Annotated in this window: 16 protein-coding genes and 1 pseudogene; 16 read left to right on the plus strand and 1 reads right to left on the minus strand. The window is 51.4% G+C overall.

What is annotated here, in order from left to right:
• Nucleotides 1-94: 94 nt before the first annotated feature.
• Genes B0W44_RS11660 through B0W44_RS11690 form a run of 7 tightly spaced genes read left to right on the plus strand, consistent with a single transcriptional unit; the run spans nt 95 to nt 6,536 of the window.
• Nucleotides 95-790 (plus strand): CoA transferase subunit A, encoded by a 696-nt coding sequence (locus B0W44_RS11660; protein WP_077720184.1) that lies wholly within the window; start codon nt 95-97, stop codon nt 788-790.
• Nucleotides 726-1,445, plus strand: coding sequence for a 3-oxoacid CoA-transferase subunit B (locus B0W44_RS11665; RefSeq protein WP_077720185.1), 720 nt, complete (start codon nt 726-728; stop codon nt 1,443-1,445). The genes B0W44_RS11660 and B0W44_RS11665 overlap by 65 nt, the downstream gene beginning before the upstream one ends.
• Before the next feature lie 15 nt (nt 1,446-1,460).
• A complete protein-coding gene (locus B0W44_RS11670; RefSeq protein ID WP_077720186.1) occupies nt 1,461-2,318 on the plus strand; it encodes a 3-hydroxyacyl-CoA dehydrogenase in 858 nt (285 codons plus the stop codon).
• Nucleotides 2,319-2,370: 52 nt separating this feature from the next.
• Nucleotides 2,371-3,495 carry an acyl-CoA dehydrogenase family protein gene (locus tag B0W44_RS11675; RefSeq protein ID WP_418304096.1) on the plus strand — a complete coding sequence of 375 codons (1,125 nt, stop codon included), beginning with the start codon at nt 2,371-2,373 and terminating at the stop codon, nt 3,493-3,495.
• A gap of 48 nt (nt 3,496-3,543) precedes the next feature.
• Nucleotides 3,544-4,737, plus strand: coding sequence for a thiolase family protein (locus tag B0W44_RS11680; protein ID WP_077720188.1), 1,194 nt, complete (start codon nt 3,544-3,546; stop codon nt 4,735-4,737).
• Between the two features lie 23 nt (nt 4,738-4,760).
• Nucleotides 4,761-5,753 (plus strand): hydroxyacid dehydrogenase, encoded by a 993-nt coding sequence (locus B0W44_RS11685; RefSeq protein ID WP_077720189.1) that lies wholly within the window; start codon nt 4,761-4,763, stop codon nt 5,751-5,753.
• Between the two features lie 6 nt (nt 5,754-5,759).
• Nucleotides 5,760-6,536: an enoyl-CoA hydratase/isomerase family protein gene (locus B0W44_RS11690; RefSeq protein WP_077720190.1), complete on the plus strand. Its 777-nt coding sequence runs from the start codon at nt 5,760-5,762 to the stop codon at nt 6,534-6,536.
• Nucleotides 6,537-6,553: 17 nt separating this feature from the next.
• Here B0W44_RS11690 and B0W44_RS11695 read toward each other — a convergent pair whose 3' ends face one another.
• Complete coding sequence (locus B0W44_RS11695) at nt 6,554-7,723, minus strand: NAD(P)/FAD-dependent oxidoreductase (RefSeq protein ID WP_077720191.1); 1,170 nt, start codon at nt 7,721-7,723, stop codon at nt 6,554-6,556.
• A gap of 17 nt (nt 7,724-7,740) precedes the next feature.
• Here B0W44_RS11695 and B0W44_RS11700 point away from each other — a divergent pair, with 17 nt between their 5' ends.
• The 9 genes and pseudogenes from B0W44_RS11700 to B0W44_RS11740 all read left to right on the plus strand — a co-directional run bounded on the left by B0W44_RS11700 (nt 7,741) and on the right by B0W44_RS11740 (nt 17,685).
• A complete protein-coding gene (locus tag B0W44_RS11700; protein ID WP_169835551.1) occupies nt 7,741-9,078 on the plus strand; it encodes a CdaR family transcriptional regulator in 1,338 nt (445 codons plus the stop codon).
• 160 nt (nt 9,079-9,238) lie between these two features.
• The gene (locus B0W44_RS11705) at nt 9,239-9,514 is read left to right on the plus strand and encodes a hypothetical protein (protein WP_228441669.1); all 276 of its coding nucleotides are present in this window, start codon (nt 9,239-9,241) and stop codon (nt 9,512-9,514) included.
• A gap of 156 nt (nt 9,515-9,670) precedes the next feature.
• Nucleotides 9,671-10,438, plus strand: a complete 768-nt coding sequence (locus tag B0W44_RS11710; RefSeq protein WP_077720194.1) for an electron transfer flavoprotein subunit beta/FixA family protein — start codon at nt 9,671-9,673, stop codon at nt 10,436-10,438.
• Between the two features lie 13 nt (nt 10,439-10,451).
• Nucleotides 10,452-11,437 (plus strand): annotated as a pseudogene (locus B0W44_RS11715) (electron transfer flavoprotein subunit alpha/FixB family protein).
• Nucleotides 11,438-11,520: 83 nt separating this feature from the next.
• Nucleotides 11,521-12,708, plus strand: a complete 1,188-nt coding sequence (locus B0W44_RS11720) for an LL-diaminopimelate aminotransferase (RefSeq protein ID WP_077720195.1) — start codon at nt 11,521-11,523, stop codon at nt 12,706-12,708.
• A 64-nt stretch (nt 12,709-12,772) separates the two neighbouring features.
• Nucleotides 12,773-13,372, plus strand: coding sequence for a short chain dehydrogenase (locus B0W44_RS11725; RefSeq protein ID WP_077720196.1), 600 nt, complete (start codon nt 12,773-12,775; stop codon nt 13,370-13,372).
• A gap of 135 nt (nt 13,373-13,507) precedes the next feature.
• Nucleotides 13,508-15,004 (plus strand): Na+/H+ antiporter NhaC family protein, encoded by a 1,497-nt coding sequence (locus B0W44_RS11730; RefSeq protein WP_077720197.1) that lies wholly within the window; start codon nt 13,508-13,510, stop codon nt 15,002-15,004.
• A gap of 146 nt (nt 15,005-15,150) precedes the next feature.
• Complete coding sequence (locus tag B0W44_RS11735) at nt 15,151-16,512, plus strand: YjiH family protein (RefSeq protein ID WP_179947392.1); 1,362 nt, start codon at nt 15,151-15,153, stop codon at nt 16,510-16,512.
• Between the two features lie 156 nt (nt 16,513-16,668).
• Nucleotides 16,669-17,685: a helix-turn-helix transcriptional regulator gene (locus tag B0W44_RS11740; protein ID WP_077720199.1), complete on the plus strand. Its 1,017-nt coding sequence runs from the start codon at nt 16,669-16,671 to the stop codon at nt 17,683-17,685.
• Nucleotides 17,686-17,866: the final 181 nt, after the last annotated feature.

Below are 17,866 nucleotides of genomic sequence, written 5' to 3' on the forward strand. Positions count from 1 at the left end.
CGCAGGTGTTGACGTCATAAGTGGAGCGGGAGGTACTTGGCACAACTTTTGCTATGTACATTTACAGATATTTTAAAGGCGGTGGAATGAGTTCGTGGAAAAGTTACAGACGATTTCCAAAGCCGTTCAGTTGTTAAGTGACGGTGACACCGTCATGGTCGGCGGTTTCGGTTTGTGCGGGACCCCGTTCAGCCTCATCGATGCCTTAGCAGAGCAAGACAAGGCGAGGAATTTAACCGTTATTAGTAACAATTTAGGAGAACCGGGAAGAGGGTTAGGAAAGCTTCTTCTGTCAGGACACTTAAAAAAAGCGATCGGTTCGTACTTTACGACAAATGTGGACGCTGTCGAGGCGTACAACCGAGGAGAGTTAGATATTGAGCTCTTCCCCCAAGGGACGCTCGCCGAAGCGATCCGAGCCGGCGGTGCGGGAATCGGCGGTTTTTACACACCGACTGGCGTCGGAACAAAACTGGCGGAAGGAAAGGAAATTCGAGATATCGATGGGACGAAGTACTTGTTTGTCAAAGGGTTGACAGCCGATGTCGCGCTGATCAAGGCCCATCAAGCGGATACGTTGGGCAATTTGACGTATGCCAAGACGGCTCGTAATTTTAACCCCCTCATGGCCACTGCGGCCGAACTTGTCATTGCGGAAGTCGACGAAATCGTTCCAACGGGGTCGATTCCGCCGGAAGCTGTCGTGACACCCCACGTTTACGTCGATGTCGTCGTCGAAAGTGAGCGATACGAAAAGAAAGGGGGGCATTACGTTGCCAAAGGAAGCTAGCCCGGAGCGCGTGCGCATTGCGAAGCGGGCAGCTGAAGAGTTTCGATCCGGTCAGGTCGTCAATCTCGGCGTCGGCATTCCGACACTCATTCCGGACTATTTGACGCCGGCACAAGATGTACACCTGCAATCTGAAAACGGTTTGCTCGGCATAGGTCCAACGCCGGAAGCAGACGAAATAGACATGGATTTAATCAGTGCGAGCAAGGAGCCGATTACGATGGCGGCAGGGGCTTCTCTCTTTGACAGCGCCTTTTCTTTTTCGATGATTCGCGGCGGTCACATTGACGTTGCCGTCATGGGCGCCTTGCAAGTGAGTGAAAAAGGGGAACTGGCGAACTGGGCTGTCCCCGGGGAGAACATTCTCGGTGTTGGCGGGGCGATGGACCTCGTCTCTGGTGCCAAACGGCTCATCATCACGATGACCCATCACACGAGGGATGGAAAGGCAAAGCTCGTGAGGCGGTTAACGTACCCGTCAAGCGGTTTGCGGCGGGCGAACACGGTGATTACAGAACATGCCGTCTTTACGTTTAAAGACGGGAACATGGTGTTAATAGAGATGCATCCCGACTTAACTGTGGACCAATTGCGGGACATGACGGAAGCTTCCTTTGACGTGTCCCCGACATTAAAACCTTTAGCAGTCGATTAAGGAGGCGTCGGAACTGTGAAACGCATCGCCGTCGTTGGAGCTGGAACGATGGGGCGAGGCATTGCCTACGCCGCGGCATTAGGAGGGTATGAGGTCCGATTGTTCGACATTCGCCCAGAGGCACTGACGAGCGCCCGATCTTACATTGAGACAGAAATGCGGCGCAGTGCTGAAAGGGGATACATTACACCCCAACAGGCGGACCGCGCCCTTTTGGCCATTCACTATGTGTCTCACATGGAAGATGCGGCTCAGGACGCTGACCTCGCCATTGAAGCCGTCCTTGAACAAATCGAATTGAAAGTGGACGTTTTTCAAAAACTCGACAAGTGGTGTCCGACCCGTGCGATTTTGGCCACAAATACGTCGACGATGAGCCCGACGGAAATAGCGGCCGCGACGAAACGGCCGGGGCAAGTCCTGGCGATGCACTTTTTTAATCCAGTGCACAAGATGAAACTGGTCGAAATCATCCGCGGTCTGGACACGTCGGACGAAGCGGTTGAAGCGGCCAAAGACGTTGCCAAGCGCATGGGGAAAGAGACCGTGGAAGTGAATGAATTCCCGGGTTTCGTGACGAGTCGCATGAATTGTCTAATTGGCAATGAAGCGATGATCATGCTGCAAGAAGGAGTCGCGTCAGCAGAAGACATCGATCAAGCGATGAAACTCGGCCTTAACCACCCGATGGGGCCCCTCGAGTTGGCCGATCTCGTCGGTCTCGACACACGTCTTCGCAATATGGAGTACTTACACCAGACGCTCGGGGAAAAATATCGTCCGGCTCCCATCTTAGTTAAGTACGTCAAAGCCGGGAGATTAGGCCGTAAGTCTGGTAAAGGATTTTACGACTACACAAATGTTGATGGCTAAACGTTGGGAGAGAGCGTGAATGAACTTTGAGTTGGAAAAAGACATTCGAGACATGACTCGCATGGTCCGCGAGTTCATTCAAGGGGAAGTGGAACCGGTGGCGGCGCAAATTGAAGAAGAAGACGAGATTCCCCGACACGTCGTGGACATGACAAAGGAGCTGGGGCTCTTCGGGATCAGTATTCCAGAGGAATACGGCGGTCTCGGTTTGAACATGGTAGGGAAATGTGCCATTTACGAAGAACTGGGGAAAACACACAACGGGTACACCACCCTCGTAGGGGCGCACACTGGCATCGGAACCGTCGGGATCGTAGAATTCGGAACAGAAGAACAGAAACGCAAGTATTTACCTAAAATGGCCACTGGAGAGTGGATCGGCGCCTTTGCGCTGACAGAACCGAGTGCCGGGTCCCAGGCGTACAACTTACAGACAACAGCGGTCAAAAAAGGAGACCGATACATTGTGAACGGCAGTAAGCACTACATCACGAACGCCGTGGACGGGCACGTCTTCACGGTGATGGCCGTCACGGATCCGAAGAAAGGAGCAAAAGGGATAACGTCTTTTATCGTGGAAAAAGACTTCCCCGGGTTTAAACTGGGCGCGGTGGAAAAGAAGATGGGCTTGCGCGGCTCACACTCGGCCGAGCTTTTCTTTGAAGACATGGAGGTGCCGGCAGAAAACGTGCTCGGAAAAGAAGGAGACGGGTACATCAACGCTTTGAAGGTTTTGTCCAACGGACGGGCTGGTTTAGCAGCGCGGAACCTCGGTTCATCCCAAAAACTGTTGGATATGAGTATAGCGTATGCATTGGAGCGGGAACAGTTTGACAAGCCGATTTTCGAGCATCAGGCCGTCCAGCACATGATCGCCGAAATGGCCCTTGACATTGAGACGCTGCGTTCGTTAACGTACCGTGTGGCGTGGATGGTCGACGAGAAGATGAACGTCATTAAAGAAGCAGCGATGGCGAAGTGGTACGGTTCAGAAGTGTACAACCGCGTAGCCGATCTCGCCGTTCAGATACACGGGGGGATCGGCTACATGAAAGACTACCCGATTGAACGTTTTTACCGCGATGCGCGCATCACGAAAATATACGAAGGCACGACACAAATCCAAAAAAATATCGTCGCCACCCAATTACGAAAACAGTATACCCGTAAAGGCTAGGATTGGGAGACGACATCTCCTTTCCCACATAAACGGAGGCGATAGTGAATGAAAGACGTGGTCATTGTGGATGGAGTCCGAACGGCGATCGGGCGCATGGGAGGCACGTTGAAAGAGGTACCAGTGGACTTTCTCGCCGCTAAAGTGATAAAGGCAGTATTGACCAGGACAAACCTTGAGGGTGAAGCGGTGGACGAAGTGATTTTCGGCCACGCGAAACAGAGTTCCGACAACCCTAATCTCGCCCGGTTGGCCCTTTTAAGAGCTGGATTGCCGGTAGCCGTACCGGGGTACACCGTCCATCGCCAGTGCGGTTCCGGGTTGCAAGCCGTTCTCAACGCGGCCCAGCAAATTCAATGCGACTTGGCGGACTTCGTCGTCGCCGGCGGAGCCGAAAGCATGAGTACAGCGCCGTATTACATTCGCGGTGTCCGGTATGGCTTGGTAGCGGGGAACGGTGAAATCGTCGATCCGAATACTGAAAGCCAGCCCCGTGCGCAGCCGATTGAGGCGTACGGCCACTTGACGATGGGGTTGACTGCGGAAAACTTAGCAGAACAGTACAACATTTCCCGGGAAGAACAAGATGTGTACGCACTCGAAAGTCAACGCCGTGCGGCGAGGGCCATTGAAGCAGGACATTTTAAAGGAGAAATTGTCCCTTTTGAAGTCAAAAGGCGCAAACAGACGGTCATCTTCGACACCGATGAGCACCCGCGGCAGACGTCGCTAGAGAAGTTGGCGAAACTGCCGGCGGTGTTTAAAGAAGGGGGGACCGTCACGGCCGGAAACGCTAGCGGCAGGAATGATGCGGCAAGTGCCCTCGTCATCGCGTCCCGGGAAGCGGCTGAAATGCGCGGTTTAAAACCTAAAGTGCGCATCTTGGCACAGGCTGTGGCGGGTGTGCGCCCGGACGTTATGGGGATCGGTCCCGTTCCAGCGACGAAAAAGGCGTTGAAAATAGCGGGACTCAAGTTGGAAGACATAGACTTGATCGAATTGAATGAAGCCTTTGCGGCCCAGACGTTGGCCGTCATGAGAGAGATGGGCCTGGATCACAACAGAGTGAACGTCAACGGCGGTGCCATTGCCCTCGGCCACCCGATAGGTGCCACCGGAGCCATTTTAATGACGAAGCTGATCCACGCATTAGAGCGGCGCAAAGTCCGCTACGGATTAGTCTCCCTTTGTATCGGCGGTGGGCAAGGTATTTCGTGTATCGTGGAAAATTTAAACACTTAGACAGTTTGGGAGAGGATGTGGGGATGAAACCGAAAGTGTTGCAAATCCTCCCGATGTACCATCAAGCGGGAGAAACCGTGTTAAACGAAGGAGCCGATGTGGTCCGGACGGATAACCTCGATCCTGAACATTTAAAACAAATGGTGCAGCACGTAGAAGGTGTCGTTCTCCGGGCACCGGCAAAAATGACATCAGACATCATTCGCTCCAACCCGCGGTTGAAAGTCATTTCGGGCGCCGGCGTCGGTTTAGACAATATTGACGTTCAGTGCGCCACCGCATGCGCCATTCCCGTTTTACACGCGCCGAGCGTCAATGCAGTGTCGACGGCAGAACACGCTCTTACTTTGATGTTGTGTTTGTTGCGTCAAATAAAACTTTTTCAAGAAAAGATGCACGCAGGGGATTTCGCTTCTCGGGATACGATCGTGACGAATGAATTGCGGGGGAAGACGGTTGGCTTGATCGGATATGGCGCCATCGCCCAAGAAGTGGCAAAGCGCTGTCGTTACGGATTTGACGCGAACGTCGTCGCTTACGTGAGGCGAATCCCCGACGAACGGCAGAAAAGGGCCCATGACCTGGGCGTGCGGCTGACGACGAACTTGATGGAATTGCTCTCCACCGCGGACATTGTATCCGTGCACGTTCCGTTTAGTCCCGACACGCGCCACATGATACAGAGAGAACATTTTCGAGCGATGAAACGCTCCGCTTTCTTCGTGAACACAGCCCGGGGAGGTGTCGTCAACACGGAGCATTTAATCGAGGCGCTCAAGCGGGGCACGATTGCCGGAGCGGGAATCGACGTGTTTGACCCTGAACCCCCTCCGAAGGACTTGCCGCTCTTAAAGCTGTCCAACGTCGTCGCCACACCGCACATCGGCGGCGTGACAGAGGAGGCCAATCGGATTACGTCCACGACGGTCGCACGCAATGTCCTGCGTGTTCTGCGGGGAGAGATGCCCGAACACATTGCCAATCCAGAGGTGTTGGGAAAAAACGTAAAGGAGTGAAACAGTGTGACGTTCGAACACATTACCGCGAAGGCAGAAAACGGTGTCGGCATCCTGACCATTGACCGTCCTGACGTGTTGAACGCCCTGGACCTCCATACTCTACATGAGGTGGAAAGGGCCCTCGAAAAGTGGCGGCGAGATGAAGGCGTTCGCGTCGTCATCATCACCGGTGCAGGAGAAAAGTCGTTTGCTTCCGGTGCGGATATTGGAGAGATCAACAGACGGACGATGATGGAAGCGCTCCGTCCAAACATGACGGTCACGTATCGAAAAATTGAATTGTACGATAAACCGACAATCGCCGCCATCAACGGCTACGCGTTGGGGGGCGGATTTGAGCTTGCTCTCTCATGCGACATTCGCATTGCGTCGGACCACGCGAAGATGGGGTTGCCGGAAGCGAGCTTAGGGATCATGCCGGGAGCCGGAGGAACCCAACGCCTCGCCCGCATTGCCGGCAAAGGAAAGGCGTTGGAATTAATTTTAACCGGTGACATCTTAACAGCGGAACAGGCTGAAGCAGCAGGCCTTGTCAGCCGTACAGTACCACGGGAACATCTCTTAGAGACGGCCAAAATGTACGCAGACAAAATGAAAGCAAAAGCTCCCCTTGCCCTCCGGTTGGCAAAAGCGGCCGTCCATTACGGTTATGAGATGGATGTCGATGCGGCGCTCTATATGGAAAAATTGTCCCAGACCGTTCTCATGGGATCGGAAGATAAACGTGAAGGGACGGCAGCCTTTCTGGAAAAGCGGAAGCCTCGGTTTAAAGGGAGATAATGGTCGAACCCCCTTCTTCACACGACAGCATCTTCGATGACGAGGTCGTTTTCTTTAAACCGTTCCACACGAAGTGGAGTTAAATCGACCGTTTCGTACCTTCCAGTTCGGATGAGTTCAGAAAGCCCTTTTCCGACGGCTGGCGCTTGTTGCATTCCGTGACCGCTAAATCCGCAGGCAATGTAGTAGCCTTTCAACTCCGGATGTTCGCCGATGATTGCGTTATGGTCTTTCGTGTTGAAATCGTACAAACCGGCCCAGCCCCGCTCAATCTTAATTTGTTCAAAATTCGGCACGCGGTGGGCGAGCACCGGCCACAGTGTTTCCATGAACAGTGAGCGCTTCCAAGTGAAATCAAACCCAGGGCGGGTGTCTTCCTCCGAATACCCAGCAATAATTTTTTCACCCTCGTGTCGGAAGTAAACGCCCGTCGGATCAATGGTGAGCGGCAACTGTTTTTTTAGCGCTTTTGAAACGTCAAATTGGAAAATTTGTCGCTTTAACGGGACGACAGGCAATGGCAGCCCGATCTTTTGACTGATAGAGGCCGCCCAGGCGCCGGCACAATTGACAACGACCGGAGCTGTATACGTACACCCGTTTTTTAGCTTGACCCCGAGCACCTTTCCGCTTTCCGACAAAATGGTGTCGACCGCCTCAAACGTGTACGTCGCACCGAGTTTTTTGGCCTTGCGGATATAGCCTTGCATAACAGAGTAAGGATCTAAGTACCCGTCTTCAGCACAGTACAGACCGCCTGCCAGATCATCCGCGTTCAACTCTGGAACGATGTCAGTCAGTTCTCGTTTTGTCAAAAGTTGTGATGGTACGCCGAGCGTGTGCTGCCGGTTTAAGAGCGTTTCGAACCGGGTTAACATGTGCTCAGTGGCAAGAAACAGATACCCGTGTTGTCTGAAATTTATTTCGGACGGTTCGCCGTCAACGGCCATGGAGTCCGGAAAGGACTTGTAAACGTTTAAGCTGTATCGACTCAATTGAATATTGATCGTTTCTGAAAACAGCTGCCGAATGCCACCGGCGCTGCGAGGGGTTGAAGAGAATTCATATATCGGGTCTTTCTCAAAAATGACAATTTTTCCTGTAAAACCGTCATCGAGCAGATGAAAGGCGACACTAGACCCGATAACGCCTCCCCCGATGATGAGGATGTCAGCTTTGTCGTTCATTGCCTTCCCTCCAAAATGTGAAAACTGTTGTGCCTACGTTTTTTGTCTCATATCCCATCGCTTCAATCTACGGGCAGTTTATACAAAAATTGCGTGAAGGCGTTGTCAGCAAACCGAACGTGGACGCCGTGAAAACGCCCAAAACTTCTATACGAAAGGGGTTTGCCTACATGCGAATACTTGAACAGATTGCACAAAAGGTTGTGGAGAGTACGCGAGAAACGCTCGGTTACCCCATCAGCATCACTGATGCGAAGGGAAAGATCATCGGTTGTACAGAAGCAGAGCGGTTAGGTACGCATCATCCTCCTTCAGTAGACGTGTTGAAGAAAAAAGCACCGATCTGTTACGGAGAAAATGATGTCAAAAAATTAAAAAACGTCCTTCCGGGTGTTGCAGTGCCGCTTTCCCTTAATGGCCGCGCAGTCGGGGTCCTCGGGGTGGTGGGAAAGCCACAAGACCTCCTTCCCTATGTCAAGCTAGTAAAGGGTTATGTTGAGTTGATGTGCCGTGAAGCGTTTCATAACGAAATGGTTGATCTCGAAACTAAAATGACGGAGACGTTTGTACAGTACTTGTTGCAGACACACCATGTGGAAACAGCGGATTGTTTAGAACGGTACAGCAAAATTATCGGATACGATTTTACGCGTGATCGCGCCTGTATTGTGATCGAAATGAAAGGTGTGTCTGAGAAGATAACAGCACAGTCTGACGGTCGTTTTTATTTGCAGCAATTTAAGCGAAATGTGTTAAAGCAAGCAGCATCTACTTTTAAAAATCATCCTTCTGACGTTATGGCTATGCTGAATATCGAGCAATTAATCATTTTAAAATCCTACAATGAGAACGAGTTTCTCTCCAATCAGACGCTAGAGGAAAAAAGTCAGGTTTTCAAACGTTTTTTACAGAGAGTGTACGGGCTTATGGCTTACATCGCTATTGGCGACAAGAGGCCTGGAACAGAAATTCATGAATCTTATCGCCATGCATTAAAAGCGCTGGAAATTGGAAAAAGGAAAAACAGTGACGACGATGTGTTCTTTTACGATCATTGGGGCGTGACATTGCAACTTCTTCCGTTGGAGATAACGAATGACATGAAAGAACAATTGAACAGAATCATTGAACCTTTTGTGAAAGATGAGCAATTCCGTGAGCTGTACCGCACTTTTATGACGTATTGTGAACACAATTTAAATCTGAGCGAGACCGCACGTCATTTATACATTCACCGCAATTCGTTGATTTACCGCTTAAACAAAATGAGTAAACTTACCTCGCTGGATTTAAGTCAATTTGAACAATGCCTTCTCTTGTACGTTGCGTTAAAGTGTGGTGTATGTGTAAAATAACCAAAAAATGATGTCTATTTAGAGTGGTTTTTGTGTACTTTACTAGTAGAACTTATGTTACTGCTTCATATACAAAATTGTTAAAGCGTTTTCAAATATTGGGGGAGGGGAGCAGTTATGGAACAAAAGGAACTTTTTAAAACGAATTCCATCAGAAGCCATTGTTCAAACGGACAAAGTAGTGGTTGAATCACGGGAGGCAGCATTGGAAGAAGCAGGTGATCTGACAATACCTGTCGAAAAAGGAGACTTTAATCCGGAGTGCATTTACGCGGAACTTGGTGAAATTGCGAGTGGGACGAAACGTGGAAGGGAGAGCGATGACGAAACGACCGTTTTTAAATCGGTCGGCTTGGCTGCTGCCGACATAGTGGTCGCAAAAGAGATATATGAAAAGGCGATACGTGCTGGTTTTGGACAAAAAGTGTCCCTTTAAACCAAATAGATGTTCTTTTACATCGTGATGATGCACTTGTGCTTTGAAACAACTGTTGTATGGCGAAAAATAGAGCGAGATTCTTGCAGGAAGCATTGGCACGAATATTGCATAGTATTTAGTGGAGCATTAGCCGATTGGATAGGAGTGATTGCGTTGAACGTCATCGTATGCTTAAAACAGACATTTGATACAGAAGAGAGAATCGTGATTGAAGACGGAAAAGTTAGCGAAGACGGTGTCGAGTTCATTATCAACCCGTATGACGAGTACGCCGTGGAAGCCGCCATTCAGCTGAAAGAAGAACACGGTGGCGAAGTGACCGTCATCACCGTCGGCCCCGATCGGGCTGAACAGGCCTTGCGCACTGCCCTTGCGATGGGGGCGGACAAAGCTGTTCTCATCAATGACGAGTCGCTGTTCGGAGACGAGCACACCATCGCGAAAGTGCTGGCTCAAGCGATTAAGAGGCTGGATTACGACGTCATTCTTGCGGGCTACATGGCCGTCGACGGCGGTTCAGCCCAAGTGGGGCCCCGCCTGGCTGAAGAATTGGGCATTCCCCACATCTCCACGATTACAGATCTGAAAGTGGAGGGAAAAGAGGCCCTGGTCGAAAAAGACGTGGAAGGAGACACCGCTTACATGAAGGCACCCCTTCCAGCTTTGTTCACCGCCCAGCAAGGTTTGAACGAGCCCCGTTACCCGTCTCTGCCGGGAATCATGAAAGCGAAGCGCAAGCCGTTAGACAGGTGGGACGCCGACACCCTCGGCCTCAACCCAGAGGATCTCGTGTCTCCCACGGAAGTTTTGGAAGTTTTCCTTCCGCCGGAAAAGAGTGCTGGCCGCGTGCTGGAAGGAGAATTGGAAGATCAGATAAAAGAACTCGTCCACTTACTGAAACACGAAGCGAAAGTCATTTAAGGGGGAAATGACCATGAGTCGACACGTCCTGGTGATCACCGAGTACCGCGACGGCACGTTGCGACAAGTGTCTTTTGAAGCCCTTACCGCTGCACGGCAAATAGCGGAAGGAGGACCGATCACAGCGTTGGTGACCGGGGACAGACACTCTGACGTGACAGAGGAACTGGCCCGTTATGGTGCCACCCGCGTTTTGTTCATCACCCACGAACAGCTTCGACAGCCGATTGCGGACGTCCACGTTCAGGCGTGGATGTACGCAGTGGAACAGGAAAAACCGGACGCCATCCTGGCCCCGCATACGGCCATCGGAAAGGACGTCAGTCCCCGCGTTGCCGTTAAACTGGATGTAGGATTGATAACAGACTGTACTGCAATTCGTGTGGAAAACAAGCGCGTCGTCTTTACACGCCCCATCTACGCCGGTAAAGCGTTCATGAAAAAAGCGTTTAAAAGTGAAAAGTGTCTCTTTGCCACTATCCGGCCCAACAACGTAACCGCCGAACCCGTGGACACGCCGGCGGAACCCGTTGAAACCACTGTGAATCTGGAGTTGCCGGCCGACGCGGTTCAGACGTCTGTGGAACGGGTGGAGCGGAAGGCGACATCGGGTGTCGACTTGAGTGAAGCCCGAATCGTCGTTGCCGGCGGGCGAGGCGTCAAAAGCGAAGCGGGATTTGAACCGCTGTACGAACTGGCCGACGTCCTTAAAGCGGCTGTCGGTGCTTCCCGGGGGCGTGTGATGCCGGGTACTGTGACTACGCTTTGCAAATCGGGCAAACCGGAAAAGTCGTTACACCGGAACTGTACATCGCCTGCGGCATCTCTGGAGCCATCCAACACCTTGCGGGGATGTCCAACTCAAAAGTGATCGTCGCCATCAACAAAGATCCTGACGCTAATATTTTTAAAGTCGCGGACTACGGCATCGTCGGCGACTTGTTTGAAGTGGTGCCGAAACTGACAGAACAGTTGCGAAGTGTGTGGCAGTCGGCATAAAAATGAGCGGATGTGCCGATACCGTGAGCAGCGCATCGAAAGAAAAGGAAGACGGGGAGAAACCTGTCAGGGGGTAGGGGTAAATGGGCAAAGGGAAAACATTGCGGTTTCAGTCAAAGCGTACAAGTCACATTCCGCCATACATGTTTGCAGAACTGGATGTGAAAAAAGCCCGTTTGAAAGAGACTGGCATGGATTTGATTGATCTCGGGATTGGGGAGCCAGGTTTTTCTCCCCCGCCACACATTATTGAAAGATTGGGAGAAGAAATACGAAAAAGTGAAAACTCTATGTACCCCAGTTATATCGGGTGCCGAGAATTTCGCGAAGCGGTGTCCCGGTACTACAAGGAACGTTACGATGTGGAATTGGACCCGGATACAGAAGTGATAGCCCTTATCGGATCAAAGGAGGGGGTGGCCAATCTCATCCTGTCTCAACTCGATCCAGGGGACCTTGCCCTTGTCCCAGATCCGTGTTATCCGGTGTACCGCATGGCGACCTTGCTTGCCGACGGAGAATGCTATTCACTGCCATTGAAACCGGAAAACGCATTTTTGCCGGACTACCCTGAGATAGAAGAATCTGTCCGGGAGCGGGCCCGTTTATTAGTCGTCAACTATCCCAATAATCCGACGACTGCGACCGCCGATCGAGGCTTTTATGAACGTACCGTCGCCTTTGCGAAACGACATAAAACGATCGTGGTTCACGACTTTGCCTACAATGAGATCTCTTTTAACGGTTACGAGCCCGTAAGCATTTTACAGGTAGAGGGAGCGAAAGATGTTGCCGTCGAGCTGGGTTCACTGTCCAAAACATTTTGCATCCCTGGGTGGCGCATCGGGTACGCCGTCGGAAATCGGGACGCCATTCATGCCCTGAAAACCGTTAAGAGTAACACGGATTCGGGACAATACAGTGCTGTTCAACGCACGGCGGCTTATGCCCTTAACGGCCCGAGGGCGTTTTTAGAAGAGAACCTCAAGATATATCGGAAAAGGCAGCAGGTCGTCGTCTCGGGGTTGAGGGAAATTGGAATGGAGGTGGCAGAACCGAGAGCGACGTTTTTTGTGTGGGCACCTTTGCCTGAAGAACATTCGAACTCCGCTCGTTTCGCAGAGAAAGTTTTAGAGGACACCGGTGTCGTTGTGGCGCCGGGCGCCGCTTTCGGGTCATGCGGGGAAGGGTATATCCGCCTTTCGCTTTCCGCTCCGACTGAACGTTTGCAAGAGGCAATAGCGCGTATGAGAACGTCTTTAAAACGTTGAGGGAATGAACATGTACAGTGTGTTATATTCTATGTAAACACTTTTTCACGAGGTGGAGGTCAAGATGAGAGTGCTCATTGTGGGTGCCAGTGGCACCATCGGGCAGGCTGTGGCGAAACAACTGGACGAACGTCACGACATTATTCGCGCCGGGCGGAAAGGGCCAGACGTTTCCGTCGACATAACATCCGTTGACAGTATCAGGCACATGTATGAACAAATCGGTCCCATTGACGCCGTCGTCAGTACAGCCGGGAGTGCACATTTTGCTCCCCTTACCGAGTTAACACCGGAACTGAATGAAATCGCTGTCGAAAACAAACTTAAAGGTCAAATCAACCTCGTGCTGTTGGGGATGCAAAATGTCAATGATAACGGAAGCTTTACGTTGACAACCGGCATCTTGATGGACGATCCTATTCCGCAGGGGAGCTCGTCGGCCATGGCAAACGGCGGTATCAAGGCATTCGTAAAGTCAGCCGCTATTGAATTACCCCGGGGGATTCGCATAAATAGTGTGAGTCCGAATGTCTTAAAAGAGTCGTTACATAAATACGGCGACTTTTTTCCCGGTTATGAGGCAGTTTCGGCCGAGCGCGTCGCCCTTGCTTACCAAAAAAGCGTAGAGGGAGCTCAAACTGGACAAACGTACGAGGTGTATTAAAACAGTGCATGGCCATTTCGTTTAAGCACGAGGCGAGACGTGTTCCGCGCAGTCGACTGCTGCCTTTTATTTTTTTATGTTATAGTAAACTGACGCCCATTGCATGACAATAAGCGTCGGAAAGGAGAATGGAATGTGGAAGCGACATGGCTATCGGTTTTGCCGCCCCTTATTGCCATCGGGTTTGCGTTGTGGACTCGCGAGGTGATTCTATCGCTTTTGCTGGGAATTTTGAGTGGGGCGTTGATACTGTCCGGTTTTTCCCTGACAGAAGCTCTGGGTGAGACGTTTACGACTGTTTTTGCACAATTGGCAGATCCAGAATGGAATGTGCCGATTCTCGCGTTTTTGTTGTTATTAGGTGGGCTGACGGCACTCATTACGGAGTCCGGGGGCACGGAAGCGTTCGGCCGCTGGGCGATGACAAAAGTCAAAACGCGTGTCGGCGCTCAACTCATGACGTTTTTCACGGGGGGTCTCATCTTTATTGACGACTATTTCAACAGTTTGGCCGTCGGTCAGATCACCCGGCCCATTACGGACAGGCACGGCATTTCCCGCGCTAAACTGGCTTATTTAATCGATTCAACGGCTGCCCCCATCTGCATTCTCGTGCCGCTGTCCAGCTGGGGAGCGTATTTGCTTACGCTGCTAGCAGAACCGGTACAAACATACGGTGTGGCGAATGATCCGCTTTCCGCTTTCGTGATGATGGTCCCGATGAATTACTATGCGATAGGAGCACTCATTTTGCTCGTCATGACGGTGTACCTGAAAATCAATTTAAAGCCGATGGATCGTTTCGAAAGGGAAGCGATGCGCCGCGATCCAACACGAGCGGGAGAAGAAAGGAGCGATACAGCCAGCCAAGTGTCGGACTTGTTGCTGCCGATCCTCGTTCTCATTGTCGGTACGTTGTTCTTTATCTTGCAGACGGGCGGATATTTACAAGGCGGTGTGGGGATATTTGAAGCGCTGGAAAACACAAACGCCGCGATGTCCCTCGCGTACGCGGGTACCTTAGCCATCGTATTCGCTGCCCTGCTGTACATACCGCGCAAGCGCATGGCTGCGAAACAGTTTATACCGACCTTCGTCAAAGGAATGGAAAGCATGTTGATCGCCGTCGTCATCTTAATCCTGGCCTGGTCGATTGGCGACATCGTCGACCGCTTGGAAACCGGGCCGTATCTGGCGACCCTCGCTGAAGCGGGGCTTCAAGCGTGGCTCATCCCGGCGGTGCTGTTCTTGCTGTCCGGCGTGATGGCGTTTGCCACTGGCACGTCCTGGGGAACGTTTGCGATTATGATTCCCATCGCTTCCAGCGTCGTCGGGAGTGTACAGCCGGAGTGGGTGTTGCCTGCTATTGCCGCTGTTTTGGCCGGTGCTGTTTTCGGGGACCACAGCTCGCCGATTTCGGATACGACGGTGCTCTCGTCAGCCGGTGCTGAATGTGACCACATCGACCACGTGAGGACCCAATTGCCGTACGCCCTTTTAGCCGCCACGGCGTCTTTTGTGGGGTACATTGTGTTCGGACTGACAGCCCAAATCTGGCTCGGCCTCATCGTCTCGGTTGCCCTGTTGGTTGGATTCGTCTGGCTGGCGGGAAGAAAGTTGGTCGACGCCTGATGAAGTAAAGTAAATGAAGGTAGACTTGGACTTGTAAGAGCGGTGCTGCCCATTGTGAAGATCGCCTTTATGCTTTAGGTGGTTTCGTGCTATTCTACTTAAAGTGGTCGTTTCAATCTGACGTGAGAGGTGATGGTGAATTGCATATCAAAAAAGGGGACGCCTTCGTTCCGAAGCGGAGCGATTATGTCAAATTCCTCGTTCCGTCCCTCATCGGAATTTTTCTGTTTATTGTGCCAATTAGGTATAAAGGTGAGATCACCCTCCCCGTAGCCTTTCTCGCCAACGGGTTAGGAGATATTTTGGCCGATGTCTTGCCGTTTATCGCTGTCCTCTTACTGCTCGTCACGGTACTGTTGACGGTAGTGGCAAAAGTGTTTAAACCGGAATTTATGATGAACCGCGCCTACCTGAAAGGGTTGTTCGACGTCGGCTACCTTTGGGTAACGGCGCGAGTGCTCGGAGCCCTGTTCGCAGTGATGACGTACTACGAGCTCGGACCGGAGATCGTCTGGTCCGAAAATACGGGTGCGATCGCCCTGTACGATTTGGCTTCCTTTCTGCTCGTCATCTTTTTGTTTGCCGGGTTACTGCTCCCGCTTCTTCTCAACTTTGGATTGCTAGAGTTTTTCGGCACGCTCATGTCCAAAGTGATGCGCCCGCTCTTTACGTTGCCAGGGCGATCGGCGATCGACTGTTTGGCTTCCTGGATCGGGGACGGGACGATCGGCGTGTTGTTGACGAGCAAACAGTACGAAGAAGGTTATTACTCGAAGCGGGAAGCGGCGGTCATCGGGACGACGTTTTCCCTCGTGTCGATTACGTTCAGTATTGTCGTTCTCGGCTATATGGATCTGATGCACCTTTTTCCCAAGTACTATTTAACCATTGTCGCCGCGGGACTGGTTGCCGCGGTGATTATGCCGCGCATTCCGCCCCTGTCGCGGAAGTCGGATGATTACTTTGAGCCGGTCGGAAAGCAGTTGGACAACACAGTGTCTGACGATGCACCCCTCTTCAAAAAAGCGTTGACACTTGCTGCTGAACAAGCTCGTAAAGTAAAGGGAGCTTCGGCCGTTGTCAAAGGCGGGGTTCAAAACGTCCTCGACATGTGGATTGGAGTCGTGCCCGTCGTTGTGACGCTGGCGACCCTCGCGAACATCGTCGTCGAATACACGCCGTTTTTTGAATATCTCGGTGCGCCGTTTGTTCCGTTACTCTCACTGTTGCAGGTACCGGAAGCATCGGAAGCGGCACAAACAGTTGTCGTCGGTTTCGCCGACATGCTTTTGCCCGCTCTTATCGGCAGCGGCATCATCGAAAGCGAGTTCACAAAGTTTGTCATTGCCAGCTTATCGGTGACACAGCTCATTTACTTGTCCGAAGTCGGGGCTCTGTTGCTCGGTTCCAAATTGCCGGTTAATTTTCTCGATTTGATCATCATCTTTCTGGAACGGACCGTTATTACGTTGCCGGTGATCGTATTCATGGCGCATTTACTGTTTTAAGCACTATTCAAAAAAGCTGGGAGCTGTCCATGTCGATCCGATGACAGGGTCTTACCCGGTACGGACGCTCGCCTACAGCTGACAACGTCCGTCCGGATTTAGATCCTCACGATATGTGGTAGAATAGTTGTATCTCATTGGGGGAGGATTTAAAGGGTGTCAGCGAGACAGAAAGAAGAGAAAAAAATCGTCAGTCTTATTCGCATGATTAATCTGATTCAGCAAGCGCCTGGCATCAAACCGAAAGAGCTGGCAGAACGACTGGGCGTCAACGAGCGTCTCATTTACCGTTACAAGCGGGACTTGGAGGATGCTAACATTCCGATCAAGAGCGATGGGTACGGTAAAGGCTACACGTACGCTGGCGATTTCGCCATGTACCCCCTCGATTTAACCGAAAAAGAATTGATGTCTTTCACCGTGATCCCGATGGCGATTCGGCAGTTGGGCAACCAGGTGCCGAAGGAATGGCTGAGCGCTTACGAGAAAATTGCTGCTTCATTGACCAGTTCAAGGCGTGACAGGCGTCGAACTTGGCAAAAATTGAGTGAACACATTTTACTGGGAACGTCGTTGAGCACCCAACTCGTCAACGCAGAGGAGCAAGACGTCGACAGTGGGGCTGAGGGGCGGGATTTGGGCGATTTGTTGCTGGCCATAGCCGAACAGCGGACGATTGAAGTCGTGTATCACACGTTGAGTCGCGACACGATAAACAGAAGAAAGATTGACCCGTACTACTTGATTCCGAAGGACAACCGCTTTTACGTCATTGGCTACTGTCATTTGAAAAAGGAAGTGCGCACGTTTCGCTTCAGCCGTTTTCGCGAGATGACGTTGACGAAGGAGACATTTCAAAAGGGGACCTTTCATCTGGGCAAGTATTTGGAAAACGTGTGGAACATCGAAAAAAAGGATGAAAACGTCCGCTTTGTCGTCCGGTTCAGCGCGGACATTTCACGCTACGTGTTAGAAGAAGAAGTGGCAGTGAAACCGAAGGTGACTCAAAACGAAGACGGCAGTATTGTGATGGAAGTGACAGTATCCAGCGGAGACGAGTTTTTGCGTTGGCTGATGCAGTACGGACCAGAGGCGGAGATTGTGGAACCTCAGCATTACCGTGAAAAAATGCGGGCGCTCGTTGGACGGTGGTCTCGTTTGTACCGAGCTTAACTGTGAACGTGAATCCATTTCCAACCGGTTGCCAAAATTGTGATAAGCTATAAAATGAAAGTGATACTTATCCCTCGAACAGGGATATATTTTTTGGGAGGTTTTTTTATGAAAGAGAGGCGAAACCTTTGGCGAACTCAGACGATGGATGTATCCGTCGTTCGACAACTGAACCGAGAGG

The organism is Novibacillus thermophilus, assembly GCF_002005165.1.
In the GTDB taxonomy this organism is placed as follows: Bacteria; Bacillota; Bacilli; order Thermoactinomycetales; family Novibacillaceae; genus Novibacillus; species Novibacillus thermophilus.

What these genes read in the sequence shown, in the direction of transcription:
- B0W44_RS11665 (WP_077720185.1), top strand. Translation starts at nt 726, where the DNA reads ATGTCGTCGTCGAAAGTGAGCGATACGAAAAGAAAGGGGGGCATTACG.
- B0W44_RS11675 (WP_418304096.1), top strand. Translation starts at nt 2,371, where the DNA reads ATGACTCGCATGGTCCGCGAGTTCATTCAAGGGGAAGTGGAACCGGTG.
- B0W44_RS11680 (WP_077720188.1), top strand. Translation starts at nt 3,544, where the DNA reads ATGAAAGACGTGGTCATTGTGGATGGAGTCCGAACGGCGATCGGGCGC.
- B0W44_RS11685 (WP_077720189.1), top strand. Translation starts at nt 4,761, where the DNA reads ATGAAACCGAAAGTGTTGCAAATCCTCCCGATGTACCATCAAGCGGGA.
- B0W44_RS11695 (WP_077720191.1), bottom strand. Translation starts at nt 7,723, where the DNA reads ATGAACGACAAAGCTGACATCCTCATCATCGGGGGAGGCGTTATCGGG.
- B0W44_RS11720 (WP_077720195.1), top strand. Translation starts at nt 11,521, where the DNA reads ATGGGCAAAGGGAAAACATTGCGGTTTCAGTCAAAGCGTACAAGTCAC.
- B0W44_RS11725 (WP_077720196.1), top strand. Translation starts at nt 12,773, where the DNA reads ATGAGAGTGCTCATTGTGGGTGCCAGTGGCACCATCGGGCAGGCTGTG.